This window comes from Fictibacillus enclensis, assembly GCF_001457035.1.
Taxonomy (GTDB): domain Bacteria; phylum Bacillota; class Bacilli; order Bacillales; family Fictibacillaceae; genus Fictibacillus_C; species Fictibacillus_C enclensis.
Genome location: NZ_KQ758620.1, coordinates 321,018 through 345,021, shown reverse-complemented (window position 1 = coordinate 345,021; position 24,004 = coordinate 321,018). Strand labels below are relative to the sequence as shown.

Below are 24,004 nucleotides of genomic sequence, written 5' to 3'. Positions count from 1 at the left end.
ATTGGTTAATATGTGCCTGATGATATCGGCTATGACATTCAATTGCTCCCTATCCTTCTTTGATCATCTCCGCCACCCGCACCAAACCCTTTTCCAATTGGGGAAGTGAGGCATACGCATACGACAGGCGGAGGTGCTGCTGGTCGCTTCGGTCATACACAGTTCCTGGATTCAGCAAAATGCCCTCCTGCAAGGATTTTTTAAATAGTTTTTCCGTTGAGAGGCTTGCTGTCAGCTTCAGCCAGATGAAGAAACCGCCAGTTGGAACCGTCCACGTGGCGATGTCTTTGAAATGGGTATTCAGGATTTCAAGCGTAAAATTTCGTCGGTTTTTCAAATTCTGCCGGATGTCTTTGATATAGTTTTCATACTGCCCGCTCGCGAGCCACTGGGATACCGCATATTGCGAGAGGGAGGAGGAGCCATAATCCGTCTGCATTTTGATATCGGCCAGCCGGTTAATTACGGGCTCCGGTCCGACCACCCAGCCGATTCGAAGACCTGGCCCCAGCGTTTTGGACATGCTCCCCATATACAAAATCAGTCCCTGGCTGTCTTTCGATTTCAGCGGCGGGGGTGGCGGTTCTTCAAAATATAAATCTCCGTACACATCATCCTCAATGATCGGCAGCTTTTCACTCGTACAGATGTTCAGCACTTCGTTTCGCCGGGTTTCAGACATCAGAACTCCTGTTGGGTTATGAAAAGAAGGAGTGGTGTAAAGCAGCGACCCATTGTACATCTTTTTCAGCCGGGAGATGTAGTTGCTCACCATCCCCTGATCATCCACCGGTATGCCATGCAGGTTCATGCCTGCTGACTGGAAGACGTGGACGGAATTCAAATACGACGGGTTTTCGTGAAAAATAGTAGAGTCCCGGTGCAGCAAACCCAACGAAATCAGCTGCAGTCCCTGAAGTCCGCCGGATACAATCAAGATGGATGAAGGCGAAGCTTCAATGCCCTTTTTCTTTAAGTACATACTTACTAATTCTCGTAAATGAGGATCGCCTTTCGGCTGCGGGTATCCCATCGAAAAAGGAGAAGTGGATTCTCCCTGAAAGAGGGCTTTTGTCTGGTCTATAGGCAGTAAGTCAGGAGACAATTCCCCGGTGCCGAGCCGAATCATATGTGGATTTGCTTCCGCCTGGTTAATGTCCTGGATGGTCTGGATGTTCGGCTGATACGCACCAGATTTAACATAGCTGTTCCAGTCGGGAGGTGGGGCGGAGGCGAGCAAGCTCCACGTGTTGTTGATGACGAACGTTCCTTTTCCGATCTTTGATTCGATCAAACCGTCGGCAGTCAGTTCATCCAGCGCATAGACAATCGTGCTCCGGTTGACCTTGAATTGGGCAGCGAGTTCTCTTTGTGTTGGAATTCGGGTGCCGACGGACCACTCGCCGTTTTCAATTTTTTGTTTAATATGATCATAGATCTGCTGATGAAGAGGAGTTCCCGATTCTTTCACCGGCAGCCAGTGTGTTTCCATCATGATAACTTCTCCTTGTCCTGCGTTGAAAAATTGGTTGGTTCTAAACCGTTCCAATTGGTTGGAGACGAATGCCTCCGATTCCTATAAAGTAAAGGTAACCTTATTTTAGGAGGAGAGCAATGTTACAGGCAGCACTTCATGGCTTTATTTTGGCATTCGGCCTCATTCTGCCGCTCGGCGTGCAAAATATATTTGTATTCAACCAAGGGGCGGTTCAGCCCAGATTCAGCCGGGTGCTGCCGGTCATTTTGGCAGCTTCTGTTTGTGATACCCTATTGATCACGTTGGCTGTTGCAGGGGTTTCGGTTGTTGTTCTCGGTTCCTTTTGGATCAAAACCGTTTTGTTCATCCTTGGAATCCTTTTTTTACTCTATATGGGAGTTGTTACATGGCGAAGCAACCCACGGCCGGTGAAGGATGAGGAAATCAACGTACTGACACCGAAAAAGCAAATGGTCTTCGCGCTCTCGGTATCCCTGCTGAATCCGCACGCGATTCTGGACACAGTAGGTGTCATCGGAACAAGCTCTTTAAACTATGGAGGAACCGCAAAAATGGCGTTCGGCCTGTCCTGTATCGTGGTTTCATGGCTGTGGTTCCTGGGGCTGGGGATTGCGGGAAATATGCTCGGTAAAATCGATAAGTCGGGCAGAGTTATGGCGCTGCTGAACAAAATCTCTGCCCTCGTTATGTGGGGGACGGCCATTTATCTCGGAACCTCACTAATTAATCAATAAAGGAGAAGCATCATGAGCTGGAAACTAAAAACATTTGATGAGTTAACGACCCGTGAATTGTACAGCATTTTAAAAGAGCGGACGGAAATCTTTGTTGTCGAGCAAAACTGTCCTTACCTTGAAGTAGATGGCAAAGATCTATCTTCCTATCATTTGTATAAAGAAGTGGATGGCGAAATTGCCGCCTATTTGAGGATTTTGCCGGCGGGTGTTTCCTACCAAGAAGCCTCCCTCGGCCGAGTCATCGTTAAAAAAGAGTACAGAGGACAGGGGCTTGCACAGGAACTTCTGCGAAGAGGCATTGATTTTACATTGAATGAGCTAAAGGAAGATACGATCAAAATCCAGGGGCAACACTATCTGGAGAAGTTTTATGGATCGTTCGGATTCCAGACGATTTCGGATGTATATATGGAAGATGGCATTCCGCATGTTGATATGCTGCTGGAGAAGGAAGCAAATGGATAGGGGAAAAAGAACTGCTTTATAAGGAGCGGTTCTTTCCCCGTGATCATATGGGTTTATTTCTATAAAGAAAGGATGTAGAGTTGTGGAAATACGCAATGTTAGAAGTTCCGATTATTACGTGATTTCCCCTTAACTTCCCCGGTCAACAAGACATCCATTGCTTATCACACGAAAATGAGATTTCATATTGAACATGGTGACAAAGTGGATGGTGTATCCGTCTTTTCGAATTACGATGGTCCAAACCACGACAGGGTGTTGTTTGTTAAAACGTTGGATTAGGGCCTGTGAAAAAAGGTTTCTTTCCATAGTTAGAGAACCTAGTAGGTGAAAAGGGAGGCCTCTTATGCAAATTCTATTAATTCGCCATGGGGAAGCTGAAGATGACTTTTTAGATGAGGGTTATGTGGGTTCCACGGATTTACCGTTAACCGAAAGGGGAGTCTTACAAGTACAGAAAATGGCCAAAAGGGTGTTAAACGATTTTCCTCCGCAATTCATATGGAGCAGTACGCTGAGGCGCGCAAGACAAGCAGCAGAAATGTTATCTCAGACCACTTCGTGTTCAGTGGAATATTTAGAAGACCTAACTGAAATGCAGGAGACGGAAAATAGATTGGCATTCAGAAAGCGTGGTCAAGAGGTTTTAGCCTCTATTAAATTGAATAGCGAGGATTTCGGCCGAATTGCGATAGTTACACATGGCGGCATGATTACTCAAATTATTGAAAGCTTTCTGGACTTGCCCATCGAAAATAATATATGGTTTCACACGGACTATACGGGGATTCACTTTCTTGATTATTACCGAGACAAGAAGATTATTAAATTTGCAAACAACACTTCACATTTGCAAGGTTTGTAAGGCTGTTTTTATGTGATCTGTTTATGGATTTCGCGGGCGATCGATTCAAGGATATAGATCACCGGCACTTGTGTAGTAACATTGGACTGCTCCACAAATTCCTCGGTGACATAATACGGAATGTTGAGGTCTGAGAGTTTGGCCACGGTTGAGAGCTTTTGATTGGTAATACTGATGATTTTGCTGCCTTCTTGCTTCAACTGGTGAAGATGAGTGACCGTAAACGGGTTCTCTCCAGAAACGGAAAGGGCGATGGCTACACTGTTAGCTGTAAGTTTCGAATGAATGGGAAAGTGGGGATCCTTGATGTATAGTGAAAATTTCCCCAGGCTGGAGAAGTAGCGTGCACCGTATTCGGCAAGAATACCCGAACTTCCGATTCCGATGAATATCACATTAGCTGCCTCGAGCACGAGTTCTGCCGCCTCTTTTATTTTCTCATCGAGATCTCCCTTTAATGTGCGCTCGAAAAACTCCACCACGGATTGCTGCGGACTGTTGATCCTCGTTGCTTTCGTCTGGTCCAGCTCCATTTTCAGCTTAACTTTGAACTCGGAAAAACCGGCACAGTTTAATTTTTTGCAAAAGCGAAGAATAGTGGCGGTCGAGACATGCGTTTCATCGGCGAGCTCACGGATTCGCATATACACCACTTTTTCGCTCTGCTGAGAAATATAGTTATACAGAGCCATTTCCAGCTCATTAAACGAAGCAATCATTTCGTTTGAAAATAACATGGCTTCCAATCTCCTTATGTCCTTTATCCACATCCTACCACAATAGCTTCTTATGTAACACTGTGTGACATTCTGGTCACAAGTGACTCTCCGTGTGAAACAAAACCAAATTCCCAACACCCGTTTATTTTCATGCCGTATCACGTTACGATTTTAATAAAGCGTATTGAAGACTGCAAAAAACACATCATAACAAGTGTTAACCATAGATATGGAGGTCATCCATTTGAAAACATACACGTTTCGTGAAGGTTTTTTATGGGGAGGAGCAACAGCTGCGAATCAGATTGAAGGCGGTTTTGGTGAAGGCGGAAAAGGGTTAAATATTGCGGACGTTCTTCCGGGCGGAAAAGAGCGGTATGATATTTTGCTTAATCCCGGTTTTGATTTCAAGGTTCATCAGGATAAATACAGCTATCCGAACCATGAGGCGATTGATTTTTATCATCGTTATAAGGAAGATATTGCGCTGTTTGCCGAGATGGGTTTCAAGGTATTCCGTCTGTCGATTGCCTGGACCCGCATTTTTCCAAACGGTAATGAGTTTGAGCCAAATGAGGAAGGATTGGCGTTCTATGACCATGTGTTTGATGAGCTTCATAAGCATGGGATTGAACCCGTTGTCACCATCTCGCATTATGAGATGCCGCTTCATCTCGTAACTGAATACGGCGGCTGGAGAAACCGGCAAGTCGTCACTTTCTTTGAGAGGTACGTAAATGCCATTTTCAACCGGTATAAAAATAAAGTGAAGTACTGGATGACGTTTAATGAAATCAACAGCGGCCTGTTCATGCCAATCCAGGGACTGGGTTTCGCGATTCAAAAGGAAGAGGACAAATACCAGCCGACATTCCAGGCGTTTCATCATCAGTTTGTGGCGAGTGCGATTGCGGTTAAAGCCTGCCACGAAATCATTCCGGAGGCCAAAATCGGCAACATGATCTTATTTGCACCGGTCTATTCCTATGACAGCAACCCGGAAAATGTGATGTATGCCTGTGAGGAAGAGCGTTTGTTTAACTACTTCTGTGCAGACGTTCAGGTACGCGGGGAATATCCCTCCTACATGAAGCGCTATTTTAAAGAACACGGCATCGAGCTGGACATCCAGGAAGGCGACCTTGAGCTCATAAAAGAAGGGACCGTGGACTATATTGGTTTCAGCTATTACATGTCCCGCACGGAAAAGAAAGAGAAGACCGGAGGGGAATCATCAGAAGGAAACATCATTGGCGGCGTGAAAAACCCATTCCTGAAAGCGAGTGACTGGGGATGGGAGATCGACCCTGAAGGACTTCGCATCAGTCTGAACAAACTCTATGACCGCTACCAGGTTCCTCTGTTCGTTGTGGAAAACGGCTTGGGTGCCTATGACAAGGTGGAAGAAGACGGCTCCATCCAAGATGACTACCGCATCGACTACCTGCGGGAACACATCAAAGCGATGGGAGAAGCAATTGAAGACGGTGCCGAGGTTATGGGCTATACGAGCTGGGGCTGCATCGACCTGGTGAGTGCGTCCTCCGGCGAGTTTTCCAAGCGGTACGGAATGATTTACGTCGACAAGCAGGACGACGGCAGCGGAACCCTTGAACGGAAAAAGAAGAAGTCATTCTTCTGGTATAAAGATGTGATCGCCTCTAATGGGGAGCGACTGGATTCCAAATAGAGGGAGGCTGGCCAGTAAAGTTTCGATTTCAGCCAGTAAATATGGAATTGTGGCCAGTAACAGCAAGTTTCCGATTTTGGCTTATATTTGAAAAAGGGGCGCTGTATGCGCTCGTTTTTTGTGGTTTTAGAGGGGCTTTTTCTGGGTGAGATAGGTGGAGTGGGAGTATGGGGTGTCATTTGCCCGCAATTATGACTATAATAAGCCTGTGTGTATAATCATTATGATAAGGTATATATAGACTCGTTGATCGAAGAAGGAGAACGATAGATGAAGATAATTGTGGGAATGTCCGGAGCGACAGGAGCCATTTTTGGAATCCGGCTCTTGGAGCTTCTTAAAGATACAGAAGTCGAAACACATTTGGTTATGTCTTCATGGGCAGCTGCGACGATCAAGGTAGAAACGCCGTATACACCGCAGGAAGTGGAGAAGCTGGCGGATTATACGTATTCATATAAAGATCTGGGAGCCAAAATTTCCAGTGGTTCCTTTCAAGTGGATGGGATGATTGTGGCGCCTTGCAGTATGAAAACATTAGCGTCAATCCGTATGGGACTAGCAGATAACCTGGTCACGCGTGCAGCCGACGTCATTTTAAAGGAGCGAAAAAAGCTGTTATTGTTAACGCGCGAGATGCCTCTTAACGATATTCATCTTGAAAATATGCTGGCCCTATCACGTATGGGAACCATCATTTTCCCGCCAATGCCTGCATTTTATAACCATCCAGAAACAATTGATGATGTAGTGAATCATATTGTATACCGGGCATTGGATCAGTTTGGCATTCATATGTCGGATGCAAAAAGATGGGACGGTATAAACAAATCACAAAAGTAAACAAAAAAATCCGGCCCTCTATTAAGAGGAAGCCGGATTTTTTTGTGATTATCCAATAACGTTATAGGCAAGCAATAGAACGAGCACGAGCAGGATGATTAGGACGATCCACATCGCTGCCATCGGATTGCCTTTGCGTTTGCGGGCAACCATCATTTCCATGACGCCGATCAGCACAATGGCGAGGATTCCTTTTAACACGTAATGAAGCGGGAAGTGAAGCTGTACGAGCATCCCCACGCCGGTCACGATCATGATGAGGTAAAAGAGGCGCTGTAGCATGAGCGTCACTTTTTGTCTTGTGAAATATGTAATCAAAAATAAGATGACCAGAATTGCCCATGAGCCTGAATGTGATTGCAACAAAATATTGAACAACGAAATTTCCTCCTTTTCAAAAAACAAATAAGTGCCTTTTCACATATTAATAGTATCGGTTACCTATTGTTAAAACAAGGGGAAGCCTTCAACATCCGCAAATTGTTCACGATTAGAAAAGCAGCGTGCCGGCAATGACGGCACCAAGCGCGAGCGGAATCTGAACGACAAAACCCGCCAGGAGATACTTCGCGAGTATCCGGCCCTTTACGGAATCTTTTTTCCACACGAAATAGGCATATGGAAAAATCAAAAGCACTGAAGATACCACACCGGGTGTGTATCCGGTAAAATAAATCGCCTGCAGCACATGGGCGATTCCATTCATAAACAGTACGGCAGCGAGCAGCCGGAAAACGGGCCGTCGTTCCCCTATGTTTTTGCTGATATATAAGCACAGTGCCAAAATCACAAGGAAAATCAATCCCACACTGGCCGCAAACGTTCCCGTAGTAATGCGGTCGACCGGCAGCCTGTTGAAAGGGGCCTCGTTTTTATGTGCATTGAGAAATGGTTTAATCCAGAGAATTTCCTCAGCATCATGAAGAAGAAACACAACAGGATACAGCCAGAGCAGCTTCAGCAACAGATTCTTTTCCGCTCCGGGAGGCTGTACATTCAGTTCTGCCCTAGTCATCGAGCATTTTATACATCATGATGTCATCCACATATTGTCCGTTAATGCGAAATTCGTTCACCAGTACTCCCTGGCGGATAAATCCGCATTTTTCATAAAAACGGATCGCTCGTGGGTTGGTGGCCATGACCCGAAGCGAAAGCTTGGTTTTGCCAAGGCGCTTCATCCATTCTTCGCCTTCTTTCATCAGGGCCTGGGCCACGCCCTGGCCCTGAAAGTCCGGATGGATAGCAAGAGCCAATTCCGCGACATGCTGGTTGCTCTCAAGGTGCGTAGGGATGCGGTAGGAAAAGGCTCCGCACACCCGGTCACCGGAGAGGGCCAGAAGCTGGCTGCCTTCCGGACAGTGCTGTGCATATTCTTCGGTAGAGGTGTAGCGGATCTCTGCCGGTGTGTTATCTGTGTTCCAAACTAAGTTTTCAAGTTCCGTCAATTGCGGGAAGTCATAGCGGTTGGAAAAGCGATAGGTAAGATGTATAGTGGTCATTATTTTTCTCTCCTTTAATAAGTTCCCTTCTTTATGTTCTATCTTACTTTGTAAAAACCTTCCTGAAGCCGATTCCTTTGACACCAATGAAGGTTTGTGAGAAAATTTTACCTAACGATCGATAGGTAGGTGTTAAATGTGACAGCAGATAAAATTAAAGCCGCGGCGCTGACTCATTTTGCCAATCACGGATACAGCGGGGCATCGCTCGCCATGATTGCGGCCGATGTGGGAATCAAGAAACCCTCCATCTATGCTCATTTTAAAAACAAGGATGAATTGTTTTTGGCTGTAACCGAAGAAGCGGTTCAGAACGAGTGGAAGCAGGCGGTCGATTATATAAAAAAGGGCGGCCAATCCTTTAAGGAAAAGCTGTATGGTTACCTGAAGCTGCAAAAGGAAAGCTACGAACAAGATGAACGGGCTAAGTTCTGGCTCCGGACGTCATTTTTTCCGCCAGAACATTTGCAGCAGCAGATCACTGAATACGTATACCGCTATCTGGATCAGATGGAAGACTTACTGCTTCAGGAGTTTGTGGAAGCGAAGGCACAGCATCCCGAAATGCAAAACCTGGACATCAAACAGGCCGCAAAAGCGTATATTGCGCTTTTAGATGGTGTGTTTGTTGAGATGCTGTACGGCGGAAGCGACCGGGCTGAAGAGCGGCTGCAGTCGTCGTGGTATATGTATGAACGTGCGTTATTCAACTAAGAGGTGAAGGAAATGAATCGATATTGGTTTTTGGTGATAATGGGAGGATTGCTTGAAGTGCTCTGGGTGAGCGGACTGAAGCATGCGGACACACCGCTGGAGTGGACGGCAACCGGCCTTGTGATTGTTGTCAGCTTCTTTCTATTGATTCCCTGTTTAAATAAATTGCCGGTCGGAACGGTTTATGCCGTATTTACCGGTCTCGGGACAGCGGGAACCGTGCTGGCAGAAATGCTGTTCTTTGGTGTGCCGTTCAGCTGGGCGAAGGTTTCACTGATCGCGCTGTTGCTTGTCGGAGTGATGGGCTTAAAAGCCGTCACCGGAGAACCTGAAGCAAAAGGGAGTGAAGTGTAATGGGCTGGCTCTATGTCATTATTGCCGGATCGTTTGAAGTGCTCGGCGTGATCGGGATGAACCGGATTTCCAGAAAGAAAAACTTCGTGTCCATTCTCGTTCTGATTCTCGGCTTCGTGTGCAGCTTCTCGTTTCTTTCCCTGGCGATGCAAAGCCTGTCCATGGGAACGGCCTATGCGGTCTGGACAGGGATCGGCACAGTTGGCGGAGTGCTCGTCGGCATGTTTTTCTACGGAGAATCCCGGGACTGGAAGCGGATTTTATTCATGGCGATGGTCGTTGCTGCAGCTATTGGGCTGAAAGTTATTTCATAAATATTTCCTATTTTCGGTTTTGCTTTTTTGAAGGTGAATCACTATAATAAGAGATGGTATTAAGCAGTCCAAGTATGGGCTGTTTTTTCTAGTTCAGGCATATCATGTTAATAAACAAATCATTAGAAAAAACAAATCAGGTGAAACTATGAAACGTGCTCGACTTATATACAATCCCACATCCGGAAGAGAAGCGATCAAAAAACAGCTTCCGTATATTTTAGAACGTTTGGAAATTGCAGGCTATGAAACGTCCACCCATGCCACGACAGCCGAGGAAGGCTCTGCCACAAAAGCGGCCAGGCTTGCCGGTGAGCGCGGATTTGACCTTGTCATTGCCGCTGGCGGTGACGGTACGATCTATGAGGTGGTCAACGGTCTAGCGGACCTGGAAGAGCGTCCGAAGCTGGGCATTATTCCGGCTGGAACGACGAATGACTTTGCCCGTGCGCTGGGTGTTCCGCGTACGATTGAAGGCGCATGCGACGTTCTCTGCCAGGGTGCAGAGATTCCTGTGGATATCGGAAAAGTAAACGATAAGTTCTTTATCAACATTGCCGGCGGCGGCCGCATTACCGAGCTGACGTATGAAGTGCCAAGCAAGCTGAAGACGATGATTGGCCAGCTCGCGTATTTCTTAAAAGGCATTGAGATGCTGCCATCCATCCGTCCAACCTACGTTGAAATCGAGTATGACGGTAAGCTGTTTCAGGGTGAAATCATGCTGTTTCTCGTGGCCAATACAAACTCCATTGGCGGTTTTGAAAAACTTGCGCCAACGTCCGAATTCAATGACGGCATGTTTGATCTTATCATTTTGAAGAAAACGAACCTGGCTGAATTTGTTCGTATTGCAACCCTTGCCCTGCGCGGTGAGCACGTGAATGACGACCATGTTATCTACACAAAAGCAAACCGGGTCAAGGTTCGGCCAACCGATAAAATGCAGCTCAACCTGGATGGTGAATTCGGAGGACTTCTGCCGGGCGAATTCGTTAACCTTCGCCATCACTTCCAAATGCTCGTGCCAAAAGAACGTGTGCAAATTGCAGAGGATGGGACTCTATAAGAGGGTCTCATCTTTTCTTTTTGCCCGTTACCATATAAGGCATAAGGGTATACTTGAGAGTAAGTTAAACAAACGTTTCATTTAAACGATCGTTTAAGAAGAGCCAGGTATGCTACAATCAGGAAAGAACTGAAGATAAAGGAACGATGTACAATGGCAAAGGCGAATGCGCCGGTCTCAAAAAATGAAATCTATGAAGTGGAATTCTCCGACCTGACCCATGACGGTTCCGGTGTGGCGAAGGTAGAAGGATTTCCGCTGTTTGTTCCAAACGGCCTGCCGGGCGAGCGTGCGATGGTCAAGGTGGTCGGTGTGAAAAAAGGATACGGCTTCGGCAGGTTGATGGAAGTCATAGAAGAAAGTCCGGATCGGGTGGATCCGCCATGCCCGGTTTATAAAAAAGGCTGCGGCGGCTGCCAGATTCAGCACTTGTCCTATCCGGGACAGTTGGAGTTCAAGCGCAAGCAGGTGAAAGATGTGCTCCAGCGCATCGGTAAGATAGAAAATGTCCCGGTGCTTCCGACACTTGGCATGGGGGACGAGCCGTGGCGTTACCGAAACAAAGCCCAGGTGCCTGTCGGTGAGCGAGAAGGCCGTCTCATCACGGGGTTCTACCAAAAGCGCAGCCATGAAATTGTGGAAATGGACACCTGCATCATCACAGGTGATACGGCTGATGAAGCCATTCAGGTAGTTAAAAAGATTCTGAACAAATATGGCATCACGCCGTACGATGAAACGCGTCATAAAGGCATGGTCCGCCATGTGATCGCCCGCTTCGGCAAAACGACAAACGAGCTCATGATCGTTCTCGTGACCAATGGAAAGGATTTGCCGAACCGTAAAAAAATCGTGGAAGACATCGTGGACGATCTTCCGCAGCTCAAGTCGGTCGTGCAAAACATCAACACGAAGAAAACCAATGTTATTTTTGGCGACGAAACGAAGGTTCTCTGGGGCTCGGAATACATTTACGACTATATCGGTGACATCCAATTCGCCATCTCGGCCCGTTCGTTCTACCAGATCAACCCCCAGCAAACGAAGGTCCTTTATGATCAGGCCCTGAAATATGCGGAGCTGACAGGAGACGAAACCGTCATTGATGCCTATTGCGGCATTGGAACGATTTCTCTATTCCTGGCGCAAAAAGCGAAAAAGGTATACGGCGTGGAAATCGTGCCGGAGGCGATTGAAGACGCGAGACGAAATGCTGAACTGAATGGCCTCGATAACGCGGAGTTCGCCGTGGGGGAATCCGAAGTCGTCATTCCAAAATGGAAAGAGCAAGGCATCATGCCAGATGTCATTGTCGTCGACCCGCCTCGCAAAGGCTGTGATGAATCCCTGCTCCAAACCATTATTGAAATGCAGCCAAAGCGCGTAGTCTATGTAAGCTGTAATCCGTCTACGCTGGCAAGGGATTTAAGAATTTTGGAAGATGGCGGATTTAAGACGCTTGAAGTGCAGCCGGTGGATATGTTTCCGCAGACGACGCATGTGGAGTGTGTCGCGCAACTCATTTTAAAGGAAGGCAACTAACCCTTATGGGTGTTGCCTTTTTATGTTTCTTGAAATGGATTAACGAAGCTGTATTGGATACAAATGCTGCCGTCTTGTCCACAGGTACCTTTATCAACTAATGAATGAGAATGAGGAACTTGGGGGAGTTCCTTGAGTTTGGGGACATCTTTTAGCTCATCTCCAAGAAAGAGAACAAAATTCATATGCACATTGGTTTTTGAATCATCATACTCATTTACTCTCTGTTCCTATATGATAAATATTCTAAAAATTTCTTGGACGCAAGGGAAAGGGATTTTTGTTCCCTCATAGCAACACCAATATTTCTAAAAGCAGGAACTTCAAGCTCTTTAGCAATAATTTTGTGGGGAATACGCTGTAATATCAATTCTGGTAATATACTGATTCCCAGCCCATTTTCCACCATAGACATAATGGCATAGTCATCCCATGTTGTAAAATTAACATGCGGTGCGATTTGGTGTCTCTCGAAAATTTCGGAAATCTCTGTTTTCGCTCCCTTTTCCAATAGCATAAATGGACTGGTTAGTAAGCCGTTGATGGGAAACTTTTCGCAATTAGAAAGAGGATGATCGTGTGGGATCACTACCAGCAAACGGTCTTGTTCCAAAAATACAGTTTCAAGTTCTACTGTTGTCGGCAGCCGCACAAATCCAAAGTCAACACGTCCATTAAGGATCCAGCTTTCAATTTCCGTGTAATCACCAAGCAGAAATTCAAAATCAATCATTGGGTAATCCTTCTTGAAAATATTAATAATGTTAGGAAGCCAATGAGAGGCTACGCTGGAAAATGTCCCAATGCGAATGATACCGGATTGCAAATTATTCAAGTCGCCAATTTGCTTCATTAAGATTTCGTATTCATTGCAAATTCTCTTTAATTGTGGCAATAATTTTAAACCCTCTGAGGTTAAATTGATACCCGTACGTCCTCTTTCAAAAAGAAAAACCCCCCATTCCTTTTCTAAATCATTAATCATACGGCTAATCCCGGACTGTGAATAGTCCAATATTTCGGCAGCTTTTGTAAAACTGCCCAATTCTACTGCTTTGACAAATGCCATATATTTTTGGATATTCATAGCTCTTTCCTCATTCCATCTGGTTTTATCATGGACATCATGATAAACATTCGTTTTTGTAATGGATGTGAGTATGATACATTATTGCTATTCATTATTCAAGTTGGAAAGGAGTGGTATATAACGATGTTTTTTGTGAGTGATATTATGGGAAAAGCACCGGACAGCTACATTTCTTATCTTCAAGAAAAGGTCTATGAATCATTGGCAGAGTTACAGATTCCATTTGAGCGTGTGAATACAGATGAAGCCATTTCAATGGAGGACTGCATTGAGATTAATCACAAATTGAATATGAAAATGGTAAAAACGCTGTTTCTCTGTAATAGTAAAAAAACTGAATTTTATTTATATATAACCACCGCAGATAAACTGTTCAAAGCAAAGAATTTCAGCAATACGCTCGGCATATCACGTGTTTCTTTTGCTCCTGCGGAACTAATGGAACAAATTCTTGGCGTGAAAATTGGAGCAGCTACTGTATTCAGTGTTTTAATGGACAAGAAAAATCTTGTGCAAGTGGTTTTCGATAAGGATGTTCTTTTAGAAGAGTGGTATGGATGTAGTGATGGAACGACCACCGGATATATGAAGGTTAAAACTGAGCTCATCGTCAATAACTTCCTAACCTATGCAAAGCACATTCCGAAAGTAATCGAAATGCAAAATATAAACTAATTAAGCATCTGCGAAGATAAGCTGTTTCGTGGATCCGTAGGAGTAAATGATGAAATCTAAAATTCAGTTTATATTATCAATGGTTATTTTCGGTACAATTGGTTTAGTTGCACGAAACATTGATCTAACTTCGAGCGAGAGAGCTTTACTAAGCAGTTCCATAGGCTGCTTATTTTTATTGTTAATATTCTTCGCAACTAAGAAAAAAATATCATGGAATTCAGTTAGATCAAATGCTTTAATTTTGATCCTTTCAAGCATAGCATTGGGAGGTAATTGGATTTTTCTTTATCAATCTTATGACCATACAACAATTGCTAATGCAACGCTAGGTTATTACTTTGCACCTGTTTTTGTGATGGTTCTTTCACCATTTGTACTTGGGGAACCATTATCTATCAAGAAAATTGTGTGTATTGGTGGAGCAATCATAGGAATGTTAATGATTGTAGGAGTTGGCCTAAAAGCATCCAGCACAGATGATTTTCTTGGACTTTTGCTTGGATTAATCGCAGCTGGATTTTATGCTGCGTTATTGCTTCTAAATAAATTTATTAAAGATATGGGAAAGTTAGAGTTGACCATCATTCAGCTGGGAGTAACCACTTTGCTTTTAATGACCTATGTTTTCATGACTTCCGGCTTTCGTATCTTTGAAGTATCAAGCTTTTCCATTCCTTTTATCTTAATTTTAGGGATTATTAATACCGGGATTGGGTTTTGGTTATTTTTCTCTGGTATGGAGGGTTTAAAAGGACAGAGTATAGCTATGCTGAGTTATGTGGATCCATTTGTAGCTATATTAATTTCTGTAGTAATCCTGCAAGAAAAGATGGCAATTGTTCAGATGTTTGGTGGTTTACTACTATTAGTTTCTACATTTGTTAGTGAAATAAGATCAGTCAACTGTTCCGATCAATTAAAGAAAACAACAGCTGCATACCGTTTAAAGCAGTGAAGATAAGTGAATTAAGAAATTAATTAATGACGGCAAAGTCAACAGATGACATTGCTCCAGAATTTTAAATTAAATATCGTCAACAGAAGCAGGTGACACTGGATCCGTTTGTTTTTTATGATCACCAACATCCGATGTGTTGCCACATACAGTCCAGACACAACGGTTGTTCAAAATATTTTTAATGGTGGAAGAGTGCCACAAAGTTAATGCATGGATCGAGAAAAGGACAAAACTCAGAAATAGAGGTCTGTCCTTTTTTAGGATTGATTAATGCTGATTTTTGATTGATAAGTAAATTATTTTTCTTTAGAAACGTAAATAACAATTTAAAAATTATTAAGCCTATAAATGCGCCAAGAATGTTCATCAATGAAAAACAATTTCTGGAATTAAATGATAAAATAGTCATAAGGTAACCACTAAATAAGCATGGGGGGGTTAAAAATATGAAACAATTGGGGACGCTATACTTTCTCTGTGGAAAAATGGGCGCAGGAAAATCAACTAAATCAAAACAAATGGCAATAGATAAAGATGCGGTGCTGTTGTCTGAGGATGAATGGCTTTCGTCTCTTTACCCCAATCAGATCTCATCATTTGAGGACTATCTAAAATTCTCACCGCAGCTCAAGCCCTTGGTAAAAAAGCTTGTCCAAAACATATTAAGTGTCGGTACAGATGTAGTAATGGATTTCCCAGCTAACACTCAAAACCTGCGAAAGTGGTTTTTGGATATGGCTACAGAGGTTAATGCAAGCCATCAACTAATTTTCCTAAATCTAAATAACGAACAATGCTTACGTCAAATTGCACAAAGGCGTAACGAACAACCCGAAAGAGCAGCTTTTGATACGGAAACGGTGTTTATTCATGTAACTAGTTTCTTTGAAGCACCAGAAGCATCTGAGGGTTTAAATATTTTAGAGTTTAGTGGAAAGGAATAACAAGGAGTACAACCCAGGGTGTTTTTTTCTTTTTGGATTTTTCCCTTGACTCTTGCTGCCCCCTCATATAAACATGAAGATACAGCATGAAGAATTAAACGTCATAAATACTCAAAGATGAGGAGCTGTGGGTTATGAAACTTCTTCTTACATCTGGGGGCATTAGTAACATAAGCATTCGTGATGCACTGGTTGACATGCTGGGCAAGCCGATTGAGGAGTCCAACGCTCTCTGTATACCTACTGCGGTGTACGCCATACCCGGAGGGGCGTGGAACGCATGGAAGTTCTTGAATGGACAATCCGGGGCACCGATGTGTGAGGTGGGCTGGAAGTCTATGGGGGTGCTGGAACTATCGGCGCTGCCGAGCCTCGGTAAAGAGCATTGGGTTCCGATGGTGAAGGAGATTGACGTTCTGTTAGTGGATGGCGGTGATCCACTGTATTTGAATTACTGGATGAAGCAGTCTGGACTTGCAGAACTCTTGCCGTCGCTGGATTCAGTTTATGTAGGACTCAGTGCTGGGAGTATGGTGATGGCACCGAACATCGGGGAATTCTTTGTTAACTGGACTCCACCCAACGGCGGTGATGAAACGTTGAACCTGGTAGATTTTGCCATGTTCCCGCACCTGGAGCACGAGATGCTGCCGTACAACACGATGGCTAACGCAGAGAAATGGGCAGCCGGGATGCAGGGGCCGGCGTATGCAATGGATGATCAAACCGCCATTAAAGTGATTGATGGAGAGGTCGAAGTGGTATCCGAAGGGCAGTGGAAACTGTTCACGCCATGATCTTACTAATGGTGCACGAGAAGTGTATGGCGAATTTGGAATTGAAACTATCTAAATAAAATAAACCTTGTGGTCCGGCCCTGATCTCGCGAAAATTCGTTTGTGATTTCGGGGTCTTTTTCTGGTAAATCTTAATTTACCTTAAATAGTGGAATACTGGTTAATAGAGGTAGAACGAATCCGTTTGATAATAAGGGTTTAAGCATGGTATAAATGTAAAGGAAGCAGGGACATCTTGCTTTTTAATTTTGGGATAAGAGTATGAAGTTTCCCATCATGAGAGGATTTGGATTTTAATTATGAAAGACAATTTTTGGCGTGACTTACCACGACCATTTTTTATATTAGCACCAATGGAAGAAGTGACGGATGTTGTTTTTCGTCATGTAGTGAGTGAAGCTGGCAGACCTGATGTTTTTTTTACAGAGTTCACAAACAGTGAAAGTTATTGTCATCCAGAAGGGATTCGGAGTGTAAAAGGGCGTTTGACGTTTACTGAGGATGAACAGCCAATGGTAGCCCACATATGGGGAGATAATCCTGAAAATTTCCGGCAAATGAGCATTGGCATGGCGGAAATGGGCTTTCGGGGGATAGATATCAATATGGGCTGTCCTGTACCCAATGTGACACAGAATGGGAAGGGAAGCGGCCTGATCCGTCGTCCGGAAGTTGCGGCAGAGTTAATACAAGCTGCAAAAGCAGGGGGATTACCCGTAAGTGTAAAGACAAGGCTTGGCTTTTCTGAGATAGACGAATGGAAGGATTGGCTGACACACATCTTGAAACAAGACATTGTCAATCTATCCATTCATCTGCGCACAAGGGATGAAATGAGCAAGGTAGATGCGCATTGGGAGCTGATCCCGCAGATCAAGAAACTTCGTGACGAGGTGGCCCCTGATACACTTTTGACAATCAATGGGGATATTCCTGACCGTCAAACGGGCTTGAAGCTCGTTGAGCAATATGGTGTGGATGGGGTTATGATTGGCCGTGGTATTTTCCATAATCCATTTGCTTTTGAAAAGGAGCCGAAACAGCATAGCAGTAAAGAATTGCTGGATCTCTTAAGATTGCATCTTGATCTCCTTGATCAATACTCCGAATTGGAGCTGCGTCCGTTCACAGCTATTCATCGCTTTTTTAAGATCTATGTCAAAGGATTCCGAGGAGCAGGTGAATTAAGAAATCAATTATTCCACACAAAGTCAACAGACGAAGTGCGTGCCTTGCTCGATCACTTTGTTTCAAAGAATCCTGATTTATTTTAGTTAAATGATCGGGCTTATAAGAAATGAAATATGGCTAACGGAATCAGTTGACACTGGTTCCGTTTCTTTTTTTCAATGGCTCTTTTTGCATTGCTATTTTTGTTGGAGCAACATGGTCGCAGGGTCTTAGGAAACACGCTGCTGAATTTCTTTGACGCTTCTGGTTAGTGCTTTCACATTCATTTATTTACCTTCCTTTCCGTTTCTTTAATACGCTGTAACTTCTTTTTTACAATTAACGAGTAACGTTAATATATAAAGAATTTTGCTTGAAAAAGGAAGGAATAGGGTCACATGAATACATTTATTGAAGGAACGATGAAACGGTCTGTCCTTATTTTAACATGCGTTATTCTCCTCTTGGTGTGGGGCGGTTTATCCGCCTTTCAGATGCAGCGCGATTACTTGCCGCCGATTAACAATACAGCATTGATGGTCACCATCCAGGCAGACCAATATCAGGCCGATCAGGTTAAACGCAACGTTACTGCAAAAGTGGAAGAGGCGGTCCATTCCGTTGATAATCTGGATAATATGGAAATGAACTCGTTTGATGGAGGGTTGATGGGAAGCTTTTATTTTCCGAGCCACACCAATATGAGAAAGGCAGAAAATGAAGTAAAAGCGGCTGTTGATCAAATTCGCTTTCCGGCAGGTGTGAAAAAGCCTTTAATCACAAGGGTCAGCACGAATTCCTTTCCTGTGATGCGATTAAGTTTGACAAGCGGTTCAACAAACATCGATGAAAGCAAGCTTCGTTCTTCCATTCGGAAAAAAGTAGTGACTGAACTAAAACGGGTGCCAGGTGTCCGGGACGTGCGGGTCACAGGTGGCGGAAATAATGGTTATATGCTGACACTAATACCGGCCGCGCTTGAAAAATACGGTGTTACGGCAAAAGAGATCAAAGAGGCTCTTTCCTCGATTCATCCCATTTGGCCTCAAGGATCGATCAAGGAGAATAATGGAACAAACCGGCAAGTAATCCTGCCTATTCGAATAACAGATTGGACGATGAATAAGAGAGACCTCAGCAACCTTAAGATTCCCGCAAAGAATGGCCAAACTGTTGCTTTAAAAGAAGTGGCCAAAATCGATAAAAGTATGGTTGATCTGCAGTCCGTTACCCGGACGAAAGGAGAACCCAGTGTCCTGCTGGACGTATTGAAAACCCCTTCTTCGAACATTACGGATGTCACGCAAAGCATTAACGAGCGGATGGAAATGATTCCGGAAATAAAGTCTAAGATGGTTGATCTCACTGTTTTATTGGATCAGGGAAAAGAGATTGACTCCGCGTTACAAGGTTTGATTAAAGAAGGATTGTTGGGCATTGTATTTACTGTTTTATGTGTCTTCTTCTTTTTCAGGAATATTCGATCCACAATGATCATTGCCTTGTCATTGCCTATCTGTCTTCTTACCGCTACAACCCTGTTAAAAGTGATGGGCATCAGTCTGAATCTATTAACCATATCCGGATTGATTGTGGCGATGGGCCGGGTAGTTGATGATTCAATCGTTGTCATCGATAATATGTACCGAAAACGAATGGATAAGGTGGGTGGACCGTTACGTCTCACACAACTGGCGAATGGGGTAGTGGAAATGATTCCGGCAATTGTTTCATCAACAGCGACAACGGTAGCTGTTTTCATCCCTATCTCGATCCTCGGGGGGATGATCAGTTCCGCTTTTTCAGGATTTGCATGGGCAGTTGTCATTGCTCTGATCACATCACTTGCAGTGTCCATCCTGGTCGTTCCAGCTTTGGCTCATCTGCTATGGAGCAAACAGGACATGGGCAAGACACCTGAGATCGAAAGGCCGGCACATAACATTCTGCAATGGGCCTTTCATAAGAAAAAATGGGTGGTGAGCGCAGCATTTGTTCTCTTAAGCATTACCATTGCCGTTGCTGCCTTCCTTCCCGTCAACCTTTTTCCTAGAGGAAATTCGAAGGACGTGGCGATCCAGATTGAACTTCCCGAGGACGCACAGCTTACTGATGTTGACGCAGAGGTAAAAAATGTTGAATCGATCTTAAAGAACAACTCAAACGTAGAAACGTATTCTTCAACCCTTGGATCGAACTTTACACCCATGTTTGATGATGTATTTGATGAAGGCGGAGGGTGGATGCAAAAACATAACATCGCCAATGTTACTGTTGGAATTAAGCCTGAAACCGATCCGGATGCTTTCATAAAGCAATTGCGGCAGCAGTTTACTTTGTTATCAACATCTGCCGTTTATACCGTTTCCAATCAGGCCATTTCGGGGGACGATTCGAGATTAAAGGTCATCTTAACTGGTGCTGATCACAAGGATTTGAATAAAGCGGCGATTCTGGTGCGAAACAAACTCCAGATGATTCCAGGTCTGAGCGTGGAAGGAACGGCGAGTGATTCAGATGAATCGATGAAATATCAGCTGTCACTGAATCAGGCAAAAATCGAGCAGCTGGGCATCAACGTTGACGATGTCCTGAAACTGATCGATCTCTATCTCCCGCAGGACGATAAGGTGACCTTGTCAGCAGGCGATAAGAAAATACCGATTGAGATTCATTCCAGCGCTGAAGAAATCCCGATACAAAAAAACGATCCGGATCCGCAAAAAACGATTCTTTCCCAAATTGGCCATGAAATGTTCACGACAAAGGACGGTTCAAAGGTATCCCTTGCGGAAATTACCACCTTGAAAATGGACACCCAGTCGGTGATCAGCGAAAAGGATGGACGCCCGTTTACTGCAGTTACCGGAAATATTGTGACGAGAGACATCGGCAAGGTGACAAAGCAGGTAAAAGAAACAATGAACAACCTCGATCTTCCTGAAGGAATGGAATATTCAGTCGGGGGAATCTCAAAACAGATGAAACAAATGATAGCGGAGATGGGGGCGGCACTTTCTCTTTCTGTCCTTCTCGTCCTCATGATCGTCAGTGCCGTTTTCCGCGGCTGGTACGCGCCGGCTGCTGTGATCCTATGTATCCCGCTGGCGCTGATCGGTTCGGTTTGGAGCATGGTGATATTTAAGCTGGAATGGAACCTTGCTGCATTGATCGGCATGCTCATGCTCGGAGGGATCGTCGTCACAAACGGAATTGTGCTCGTCGATAAAATTGAACGAAACCTTGCAGAAGGGTTGGAGACGAAACAAGCCATTCTGCAAGGAACGGCAACAAGAGTAAGGCCGGTGTTGATGACGGCGGGAGCGACCATATTCACTCTTCTCCCATTGGCATTTTCTGGCGGCGGCAATGTCATTATTTCAAAAACGCTGGGAGCCGTCGTCATCGGAGGGGTGATCAGTTCAACGCTCATCAGCCTTCTGGTTATACCTATCATGTATCAATGGCTCTTTTCGAAAGCGAAAAAAACAAAAATGGACCAACGAAAGAAGCTGCCGGCATAATACTGAACAGAAAAAAGAGCTGTCCAACAAGCAAAGAGGGACAGCTCTTTTTTTACGTGCTTTTATTAGTTTTGAGGCTTTACGGTTGGATAATATCCTTTAATCTTCTTCCAGTTTTCCCTGTTCAGGCGCTGCCTGTCCACGGTATCTGGCTTCGAGAAGTCCATATCTTTCGGATAAAGGCTTTCTCCTGAAGTTGAAGTTCCGGCTGTGGCAGTGTTCGTGTCTTTCAACTGGCCATCCTGTGTCCAATACTTCGTTTCCTTAAAGTTATATGGAGCGAAATTTGGGCGCGATGTAAAGGAATTGAACATCGGGATCGCGGCCGATTCGTTTTGTGTCATCGGCTGTAAGCCAAGGATCAGCTCCATCGTTCGGAGTACGGCCGGTGTGTCATAGAATGTGCTGTCCACTTTTCCGAGCTGCGTATACGGGCTTATCGCAAGTGCAACACTTCGATGGGCATCCACATGGTCAACACCGCCCTGGGCATCATCTTCAACCACAAAAATCGCCGTGTCTTTCCAATACTTCGAATGGCTGACAGTGTCAACCAGCTTTCCTAGGGCATGGTCATTCTGGGCAACGATTTCCTGAGGGCCCCACTTCGATCCGCCCGTGTGGTCATTCGGCAAATAGACGGTTTCAAAATTAGGGAGATTGCCGTTCTGTTCATATTGTTTGAATTCCTTATTCCATTCGTCGTAACGCGTAATATCCGAAATGTCCAGATCCCAGCTCGGATAGTTCGGATCGTAGTTCCCTCCGAAATCGGTCGTATCCGGATTGTTCGGCAAATAGGTTTTCGTCTCGGGATCGTACCGGTAGGCGAACTCGCCGTAGTTTTTAAACGACTTACCTGCTTTCATGGCCACATCCCAAATATAACCTTCTTTTGAACGGGTATAAGGAGCTTCATCCAATTGGCTGCCACCGCCGCCGCCATCAAAGTCGTAATCGCGGTTTTTGCCGGAGTAGTTGGCCAGCCAGTTTTTTTGTACATAATCATTGGCTTTTCCTTGCGTCGTCCAGTTGTGGCCGTCAGCACTTACCTCCGCATCCGCATAAAAATTGTCCAGCGTCACAAACTGTTTCGCAAGCTTATGGTGGTTTGGCGTCACATCCTTGCCATAGATCGCCAAGCTTCGATCGCCATTGGTATTCTCTGCGTCTCCAAATACCTGATCGTATGTTTGATTCTCTTTAATCACATATATGACATGCTTGATCGGAGACTTCCCTTGTTCCGGATAGCGGGGAATAGGGAATGCCTCACTATTATCCTTATTCATATCCCACCAGCTATTTTTGGAGGCTTGAGAAACATTGTTGTTTTTGTTCGTCTGATCGGAATACTTCTTCAGCTGCTCCTCATCAGGAACGTTCAGGATGGACAGCGATCCATTAATCATATTTCCGAGCCATTGTTTTGATTTGTCATTTGGTCCGGCTCCGAGTCCCTTCGCATTAATCGCGTAAATCTCCTTATCATCCTTGCCAAGGTAAACTCCTGTCGGATACCAGCCGGTTGGAATCAAGCCTTTCACCCGAGCCTGATCTTGCTGTGCAACATCAATTACCGCAACATCGTTGTTGCCTGCGTTCGCAGCGAGCAGCGTTTTTCCGTCTTTGCTTACGGTTAAGGAATCCGGCTGGCTCCCGGTGGGTGCACCTTTATACGGAGCGAGGGAGACCTTATTCGTTGCCTTTAGCTGTTTTGCATCAATGATGGAAATGTCATCGCTGTCTGAGTTTGCAGCATAAATGGTGCCATTCACGGGGTTCACGGTGATCGCATTTGGATGGAGTCCTACCGGAATGGTCTTTTTAACCGACATATCCTTCGTATTCAACGCTGTAACGCTGCTTTCTCCCCAATTGCTCACATAAAGCGTGCTTCCATCTTTACTCAGCTCAGCCGCATATGGTCTCTTGCCAACAGGAGCAGTGGCAGTGATCTGGTTGTTTTCAAGATTGACTTTGGATACAGAGTGATGCACATTATTTGCCACATAAAGAGACTTGCCATCAGGTGCTACCGAAATTCCCGCAGGATAAAATTCCGAGTTTTTATCATCCTTCATGAGAATCGGATCTTTTTCCGTCAATTTGCCGCTGTTGAAATCAAACACGCGCACTTTGTTGTTGCCGCCGGCAGATGCGTACATTTTTTTGCCGTCAGGACTGAAGGCTACACCAAAATACAAGGCTTCAGGCCATTCATACGCGATTGTCTGTACCACTGTTTTCGTTGCGGTATCAATCACTTGCAGGGACTGTGTGCCCGCCCCGGCATTCGAGACGACGAGATATTTTCCATCCGGCGAAAGGGCACCGCCAATTGGGAAACTCCCCAAATTCACCTGTTTTCCCGCCGGAGTCAGCTTCCACCCACTGGGTGTAACAGAAGTGCCGTCAGCTTTTGGTCCAGCCAAAAGGGTATAGGCTGCAGATGCGCTCGACCCTATAAAAAGAGAAGCTAACGCCACACCGGCGATTGTCTTCTTATACTTTCTAATCAAATTCATACT

23 protein-coding genes and 1 pseudogene are annotated in these 24,004 nt (G+C 44.8%); 17 read left to right on the top strand and 7 right to left on the bottom strand.

Annotated features, from left to right (window positions below; genetic code table 11):
• Positions 1 to 49: 49 nt before the first annotated feature.
• Positions 50 to 1,492: a MocR-like pyridoxine biosynthesis transcription factor PdxR gene (gene pdxR / locus AS030_RS19715; protein WP_061975066.1), complete on the bottom strand. Its 1,443-nt coding sequence runs from the start codon at positions 1,490 to 1,492 to the stop codon at positions 50 to 52.
• A 122-nt stretch (positions 1,493 to 1,614) separates the two neighbouring features.
• On the opposite strand from pdxR, the gene AS030_RS19710 reads away from it, so the two are divergent.
• The 4 genes and pseudogenes from AS030_RS19710 (at position 1,615) to AS030_RS19700 (ending at position 3,565) form a co-directional block, all read left to right on the top strand.
• Positions 1,615 to 2,232: a LysE/ArgO family amino acid transporter gene (locus AS030_RS19710; RefSeq protein ID WP_061974880.1), complete on the top strand. Its 618-nt coding sequence runs from the start codon at positions 1,615 to 1,617 to the stop codon at positions 2,230 to 2,232.
• Positions 2,233 to 2,244: 12 nt separating this feature from the next.
• Positions 2,245 to 2,700: a GNAT family N-acetyltransferase gene (locus AS030_RS19705; protein ID WP_061974878.1), complete on the top strand. Its 456-nt coding sequence runs from the start codon at positions 2,245 to 2,247 to the stop codon at positions 2,698 to 2,700.
• A gap of 129 nt (positions 2,701 to 2,829) precedes the next feature.
• Positions 2,830 to 2,982, top strand: a pseudogene (locus tag AS030_RS24415) (GNAT family N-acetyltransferase); the annotation flags it as partial.
• A 64-nt stretch (positions 2,983 to 3,046) separates the two neighbouring features.
• Positions 3,047 to 3,565: a histidine phosphatase family protein gene (locus tag AS030_RS19700; protein ID WP_061974876.1), complete on the top strand. Its 519-nt coding sequence runs from the start codon at positions 3,047 to 3,049 to the stop codon at positions 3,563 to 3,565.
• 8 nt (positions 3,566 to 3,573) lie between these two features.
• On the opposite strand, the gene AS030_RS19695 is transcribed toward AS030_RS19700, so the two are convergent.
• The gene (locus tag AS030_RS19695) at positions 3,574 to 4,302 is read right to left on the bottom strand and encodes a MurR/RpiR family transcriptional regulator (protein WP_061974874.1); all 729 of its coding nucleotides are present in this window, start codon (positions 4,300 to 4,302) and stop codon (positions 3,574 to 3,576) included.
• Positions 4,303 to 4,528: 226 nt separating this feature from the next.
• Between AS030_RS19695 and AS030_RS19690 the strand changes: the two genes are divergently transcribed.
• Both AS030_RS19690 and AS030_RS19685 read left to right on the top strand, forming a co-directional pair.
• Positions 4,529 to 5,974 carry a glycoside hydrolase family 1 protein gene (locus tag AS030_RS19690; protein WP_061974872.1) on the top strand — a complete coding sequence of 482 codons (1,446 nt, stop codon included), beginning with the start codon at positions 4,529 to 4,531 and terminating at the stop codon, positions 5,972 to 5,974.
• A gap of 270 nt (positions 5,975 to 6,244) precedes the next feature.
• Positions 6,245 to 6,817, top strand: a complete 573-nt coding sequence (locus AS030_RS19685; protein WP_061974870.1) for a non-oxidative hydroxyarylic acid decarboxylases subunit B — start codon at positions 6,245 to 6,247, stop codon at positions 6,815 to 6,817.
• 48 nt (positions 6,818 to 6,865) lie between these two features.
• On the opposite strand, the gene AS030_RS19680 is transcribed toward AS030_RS19685, so the two are convergent.
• From AS030_RS19680 to AS030_RS19670, 3 genes are all read right to left on the bottom strand, one after another.
• Positions 6,866 to 7,195, bottom strand: a complete 330-nt coding sequence (locus AS030_RS19680) for a DUF1516 family protein (protein ID WP_074440616.1) — start codon at positions 7,193 to 7,195, stop codon at positions 6,866 to 6,868.
• A gap of 112 nt (positions 7,196 to 7,307) precedes the next feature.
• Positions 7,308 to 7,832, bottom strand: coding sequence for an HXXEE domain-containing protein (locus tag AS030_RS19675; protein ID WP_061974868.1), 525 nt, complete (start codon positions 7,830 to 7,832; stop codon positions 7,308 to 7,310).
• The gene (locus AS030_RS19670; protein ID WP_061974866.1) at positions 7,825 to 8,319 is read right to left on the bottom strand and encodes a GNAT family N-acetyltransferase; all 495 of its coding nucleotides are present in this window, start codon (positions 8,317 to 8,319) and stop codon (positions 7,825 to 7,827) included. Before AS030_RS19670 ends, AS030_RS19675 begins: the two co-directional genes overlap by 8 nt.
• A 138-nt stretch (positions 8,320 to 8,457) precedes the next feature.
• Between AS030_RS19670 and AS030_RS19665 the strand changes: the two genes are divergently transcribed.
• From AS030_RS19665 to rlmD, 5 genes are all read left to right on the top strand, one after another.
• The gene (locus tag AS030_RS19665) at positions 8,458 to 9,033 is read left to right on the top strand and encodes a TetR/AcrR family transcriptional regulator (RefSeq protein WP_061974864.1); all 576 of its coding nucleotides are present in this window, start codon (positions 8,458 to 8,460) and stop codon (positions 9,031 to 9,033) included.
• Positions 9,034 to 9,045: 12 nt separating this feature from the next.
• Entirely contained in the window at positions 9,046 to 9,387 is a 342-nt protein-coding gene (locus AS030_RS19660) for a DMT family transporter (protein WP_061974862.1), read from the top strand.
• On the top strand, positions 9,387 to 9,701 hold the full coding sequence (locus AS030_RS19655) for a DMT family transporter (RefSeq protein ID WP_061974859.1): 315 nt from the start codon (positions 9,387 to 9,389) through the stop codon (positions 9,699 to 9,701). Before AS030_RS19660 ends, AS030_RS19655 begins: the two co-directional genes overlap by 1 nt.
• Before the next feature lie 148 nt (positions 9,702 to 9,849).
• Complete coding sequence (locus AS030_RS19650) at positions 9,850 to 10,770, top strand: diacylglycerol kinase (RefSeq protein WP_061974857.1); 921 nt, start codon at positions 9,850 to 9,852, stop codon at positions 10,768 to 10,770.
• A 153-nt stretch (positions 10,771 to 10,923) separates the two neighbouring features.
• A complete protein-coding gene (gene rlmD, locus AS030_RS19645; protein WP_061974855.1) occupies positions 10,924 to 12,312 on the top strand; it encodes a 23S rRNA (uracil(1939)-C(5))-methyltransferase RlmD in 1,389 nt (462 codons plus the stop codon).
• A 217-nt stretch (positions 12,313 to 12,529) separates the two neighbouring features.
• Here the strand turns inward: rlmD and AS030_RS19640 are convergent, their stop codons facing one another.
• Positions 12,530 to 13,399, bottom strand: coding sequence for a LysR family transcriptional regulator (locus AS030_RS19640; RefSeq protein WP_061974853.1), 870 nt, complete (start codon positions 13,397 to 13,399; stop codon positions 12,530 to 12,532).
• 30 nt (positions 13,400 to 13,429) lie between these two features.
• Here AS030_RS19640 and AS030_RS19635 point away from each other — a divergent pair, with 30 nt between their 5' ends.
• From AS030_RS19635 to AS030_RS19610, 6 genes are all read left to right on the top strand, one after another.
• Positions 13,430 to 14,077 (top strand): prolyl-tRNA synthetase associated domain-containing protein, encoded by a 648-nt coding sequence (locus tag AS030_RS19635; protein ID WP_240482417.1) that lies wholly within the window; start codon positions 13,430 to 13,432, stop codon positions 14,075 to 14,077.
• Between the two features lie 49 nt (positions 14,078 to 14,126).
• Positions 14,127 to 15,035: a DMT family transporter gene (locus AS030_RS19630; RefSeq protein ID WP_061974849.1), complete on the top strand. Its 909-nt coding sequence runs from the start codon at positions 14,127 to 14,129 to the stop codon at positions 15,033 to 15,035.
• Between the two features lie 449 nt (positions 15,036 to 15,484).
• Positions 15,485 to 15,982 carry a P-loop nucleotide/nucleoside kinase family protein gene (locus tag AS030_RS19625; RefSeq protein WP_061974847.1) on the top strand — a complete coding sequence of 166 codons (498 nt, stop codon included), beginning with the start codon at positions 15,485 to 15,487 and terminating at the stop codon, positions 15,980 to 15,982.
• A gap of 134 nt (positions 15,983 to 16,116) precedes the next feature.
• Entirely contained in the window at positions 16,117 to 16,779 is a 663-nt protein-coding gene (locus tag AS030_RS19620) for a Type 1 glutamine amidotransferase-like domain-containing protein (protein WP_061974845.1), read from the top strand.
• 299 nt (positions 16,780 to 17,078) lie between these two features.
• Positions 17,079 to 18,053, top strand: a complete 975-nt coding sequence (locus tag AS030_RS19615) for a tRNA dihydrouridine synthase (protein WP_061974843.1) — start codon at positions 17,079 to 17,081, stop codon at positions 18,051 to 18,053.
• A gap of 294 nt (positions 18,054 to 18,347) precedes the next feature.
• Positions 18,348 to 21,473, top strand: coding sequence for an efflux RND transporter permease subunit (locus tag AS030_RS19610; protein WP_061974841.1), 3,126 nt, complete (start codon positions 18,348 to 18,350; stop codon positions 21,471 to 21,473).
• A 65-nt stretch (positions 21,474 to 21,538) separates the two neighbouring features.
• Here the strand turns inward: AS030_RS19610 and AS030_RS19605 are convergent, their stop codons facing one another.
• Positions 21,539 to 24,001, bottom strand: coding sequence for a bifunctional YncE family protein/alkaline phosphatase family protein (locus AS030_RS19605; RefSeq protein ID WP_061974839.1), 2,463 nt, complete (start codon positions 23,999 to 24,001; stop codon positions 21,539 to 21,541).
• Positions 24,002 to 24,004 lie beyond the last annotated feature (3 nt).

Coding starts and splice junctions, on each gene's coding strand:
- pdxR (WP_061975066.1), bottom strand. CDS start 1,492: ATGGAAACACACTGGCTGCCGGTGAAAGAATCGGGAACTCCTCTTCAT.
- AS030_RS19710 (WP_061974880.1), top strand. CDS start 1,615: ATGTTACAGGCAGCACTTCATGGCTTTATTTTGGCATTCGGCCTCATT.
- AS030_RS19705 (WP_061974878.1), top strand. CDS start 2,245: ATGAGCTGGAAACTAAAAACATTTGATGAGTTAACGACCCGTGAATTG.
- AS030_RS19700 (WP_061974876.1), top strand. CDS start 3,047: ATGCAAATTCTATTAATTCGCCATGGGGAAGCTGAAGATGACTTTTTA.
- AS030_RS19695 (WP_061974874.1), bottom strand. CDS start 4,302: ATGTTATTTTCAAACGAAATGATTGCTTCGTTTAATGAGCTGGAAATG.
- AS030_RS19685 (WP_061974870.1), top strand. CDS start 6,245: ATGAAGATAATTGTGGGAATGTCCGGAGCGACAGGAGCCATTTTTGGA.
- AS030_RS19675 (WP_061974868.1), bottom strand. CDS start 7,832: ATGACTAGGGCAGAACTGAATGTACAGCCTCCCGGAGCGGAAAAGAAT.
- AS030_RS19670 (WP_061974866.1), bottom strand. CDS start 8,319: ATGACCACTATACATCTTACCTATCGCTTTTCCAACCGCTATGACTTC.
- AS030_RS19660 (WP_061974862.1), top strand. CDS start 9,046: ATGAATCGATATTGGTTTTTGGTGATAATGGGAGGATTGCTTGAAGTG.
- AS030_RS19655 (WP_061974859.1), top strand. CDS start 9,387: ATGGGCTGGCTCTATGTCATTATTGCCGGATCGTTTGAAGTGCTCGGC.
- AS030_RS19650 (WP_061974857.1), top strand. CDS start 9,850: ATGAAACGTGCTCGACTTATATACAATCCCACATCCGGAAGAGAAGCG.
- rlmD (WP_061974855.1), top strand. CDS start 10,924: ATGGCAAAGGCGAATGCGCCGGTCTCAAAAAATGAAATCTATGAAGTG.
- AS030_RS19640 (WP_061974853.1), bottom strand. CDS start 13,399: ATGAATATCCAAAAATATATGGCATTTGTCAAAGCAGTAGAATTGGGC.
- AS030_RS19635 (WP_240482417.1), top strand. CDS start 13,430: ATGGACATCATGATAAACATTCGTTTTTGTAATGGATGTGAGTATGAT.
- AS030_RS19630 (WP_061974849.1), top strand. CDS start 14,127: ATGAAATCTAAAATTCAGTTTATATTATCAATGGTTATTTTCGGTACA.
- AS030_RS19625 (WP_061974847.1), top strand. CDS start 15,485: ATGAAACAATTGGGGACGCTATACTTTCTCTGTGGAAAAATGGGCGCA.
- AS030_RS19620 (WP_061974845.1), top strand. CDS start 16,117: ATGAAACTTCTTCTTACATCTGGGGGCATTAGTAACATAAGCATTCGT.
- AS030_RS19615 (WP_061974843.1), top strand. CDS start 17,079: ATGAAAGACAATTTTTGGCGTGACTTACCACGACCATTTTTTATATTA.
- AS030_RS19610 (WP_061974841.1), top strand. CDS start 18,348: ATGAATACATTTATTGAAGGAACGATGAAACGGTCTGTCCTTATTTTA.
- AS030_RS19605 (WP_061974839.1), bottom strand. CDS start 24,001: ATGAATTTGATTAGAAAGTATAAGAAGACAATCGCCGGTGTGGCGTTA.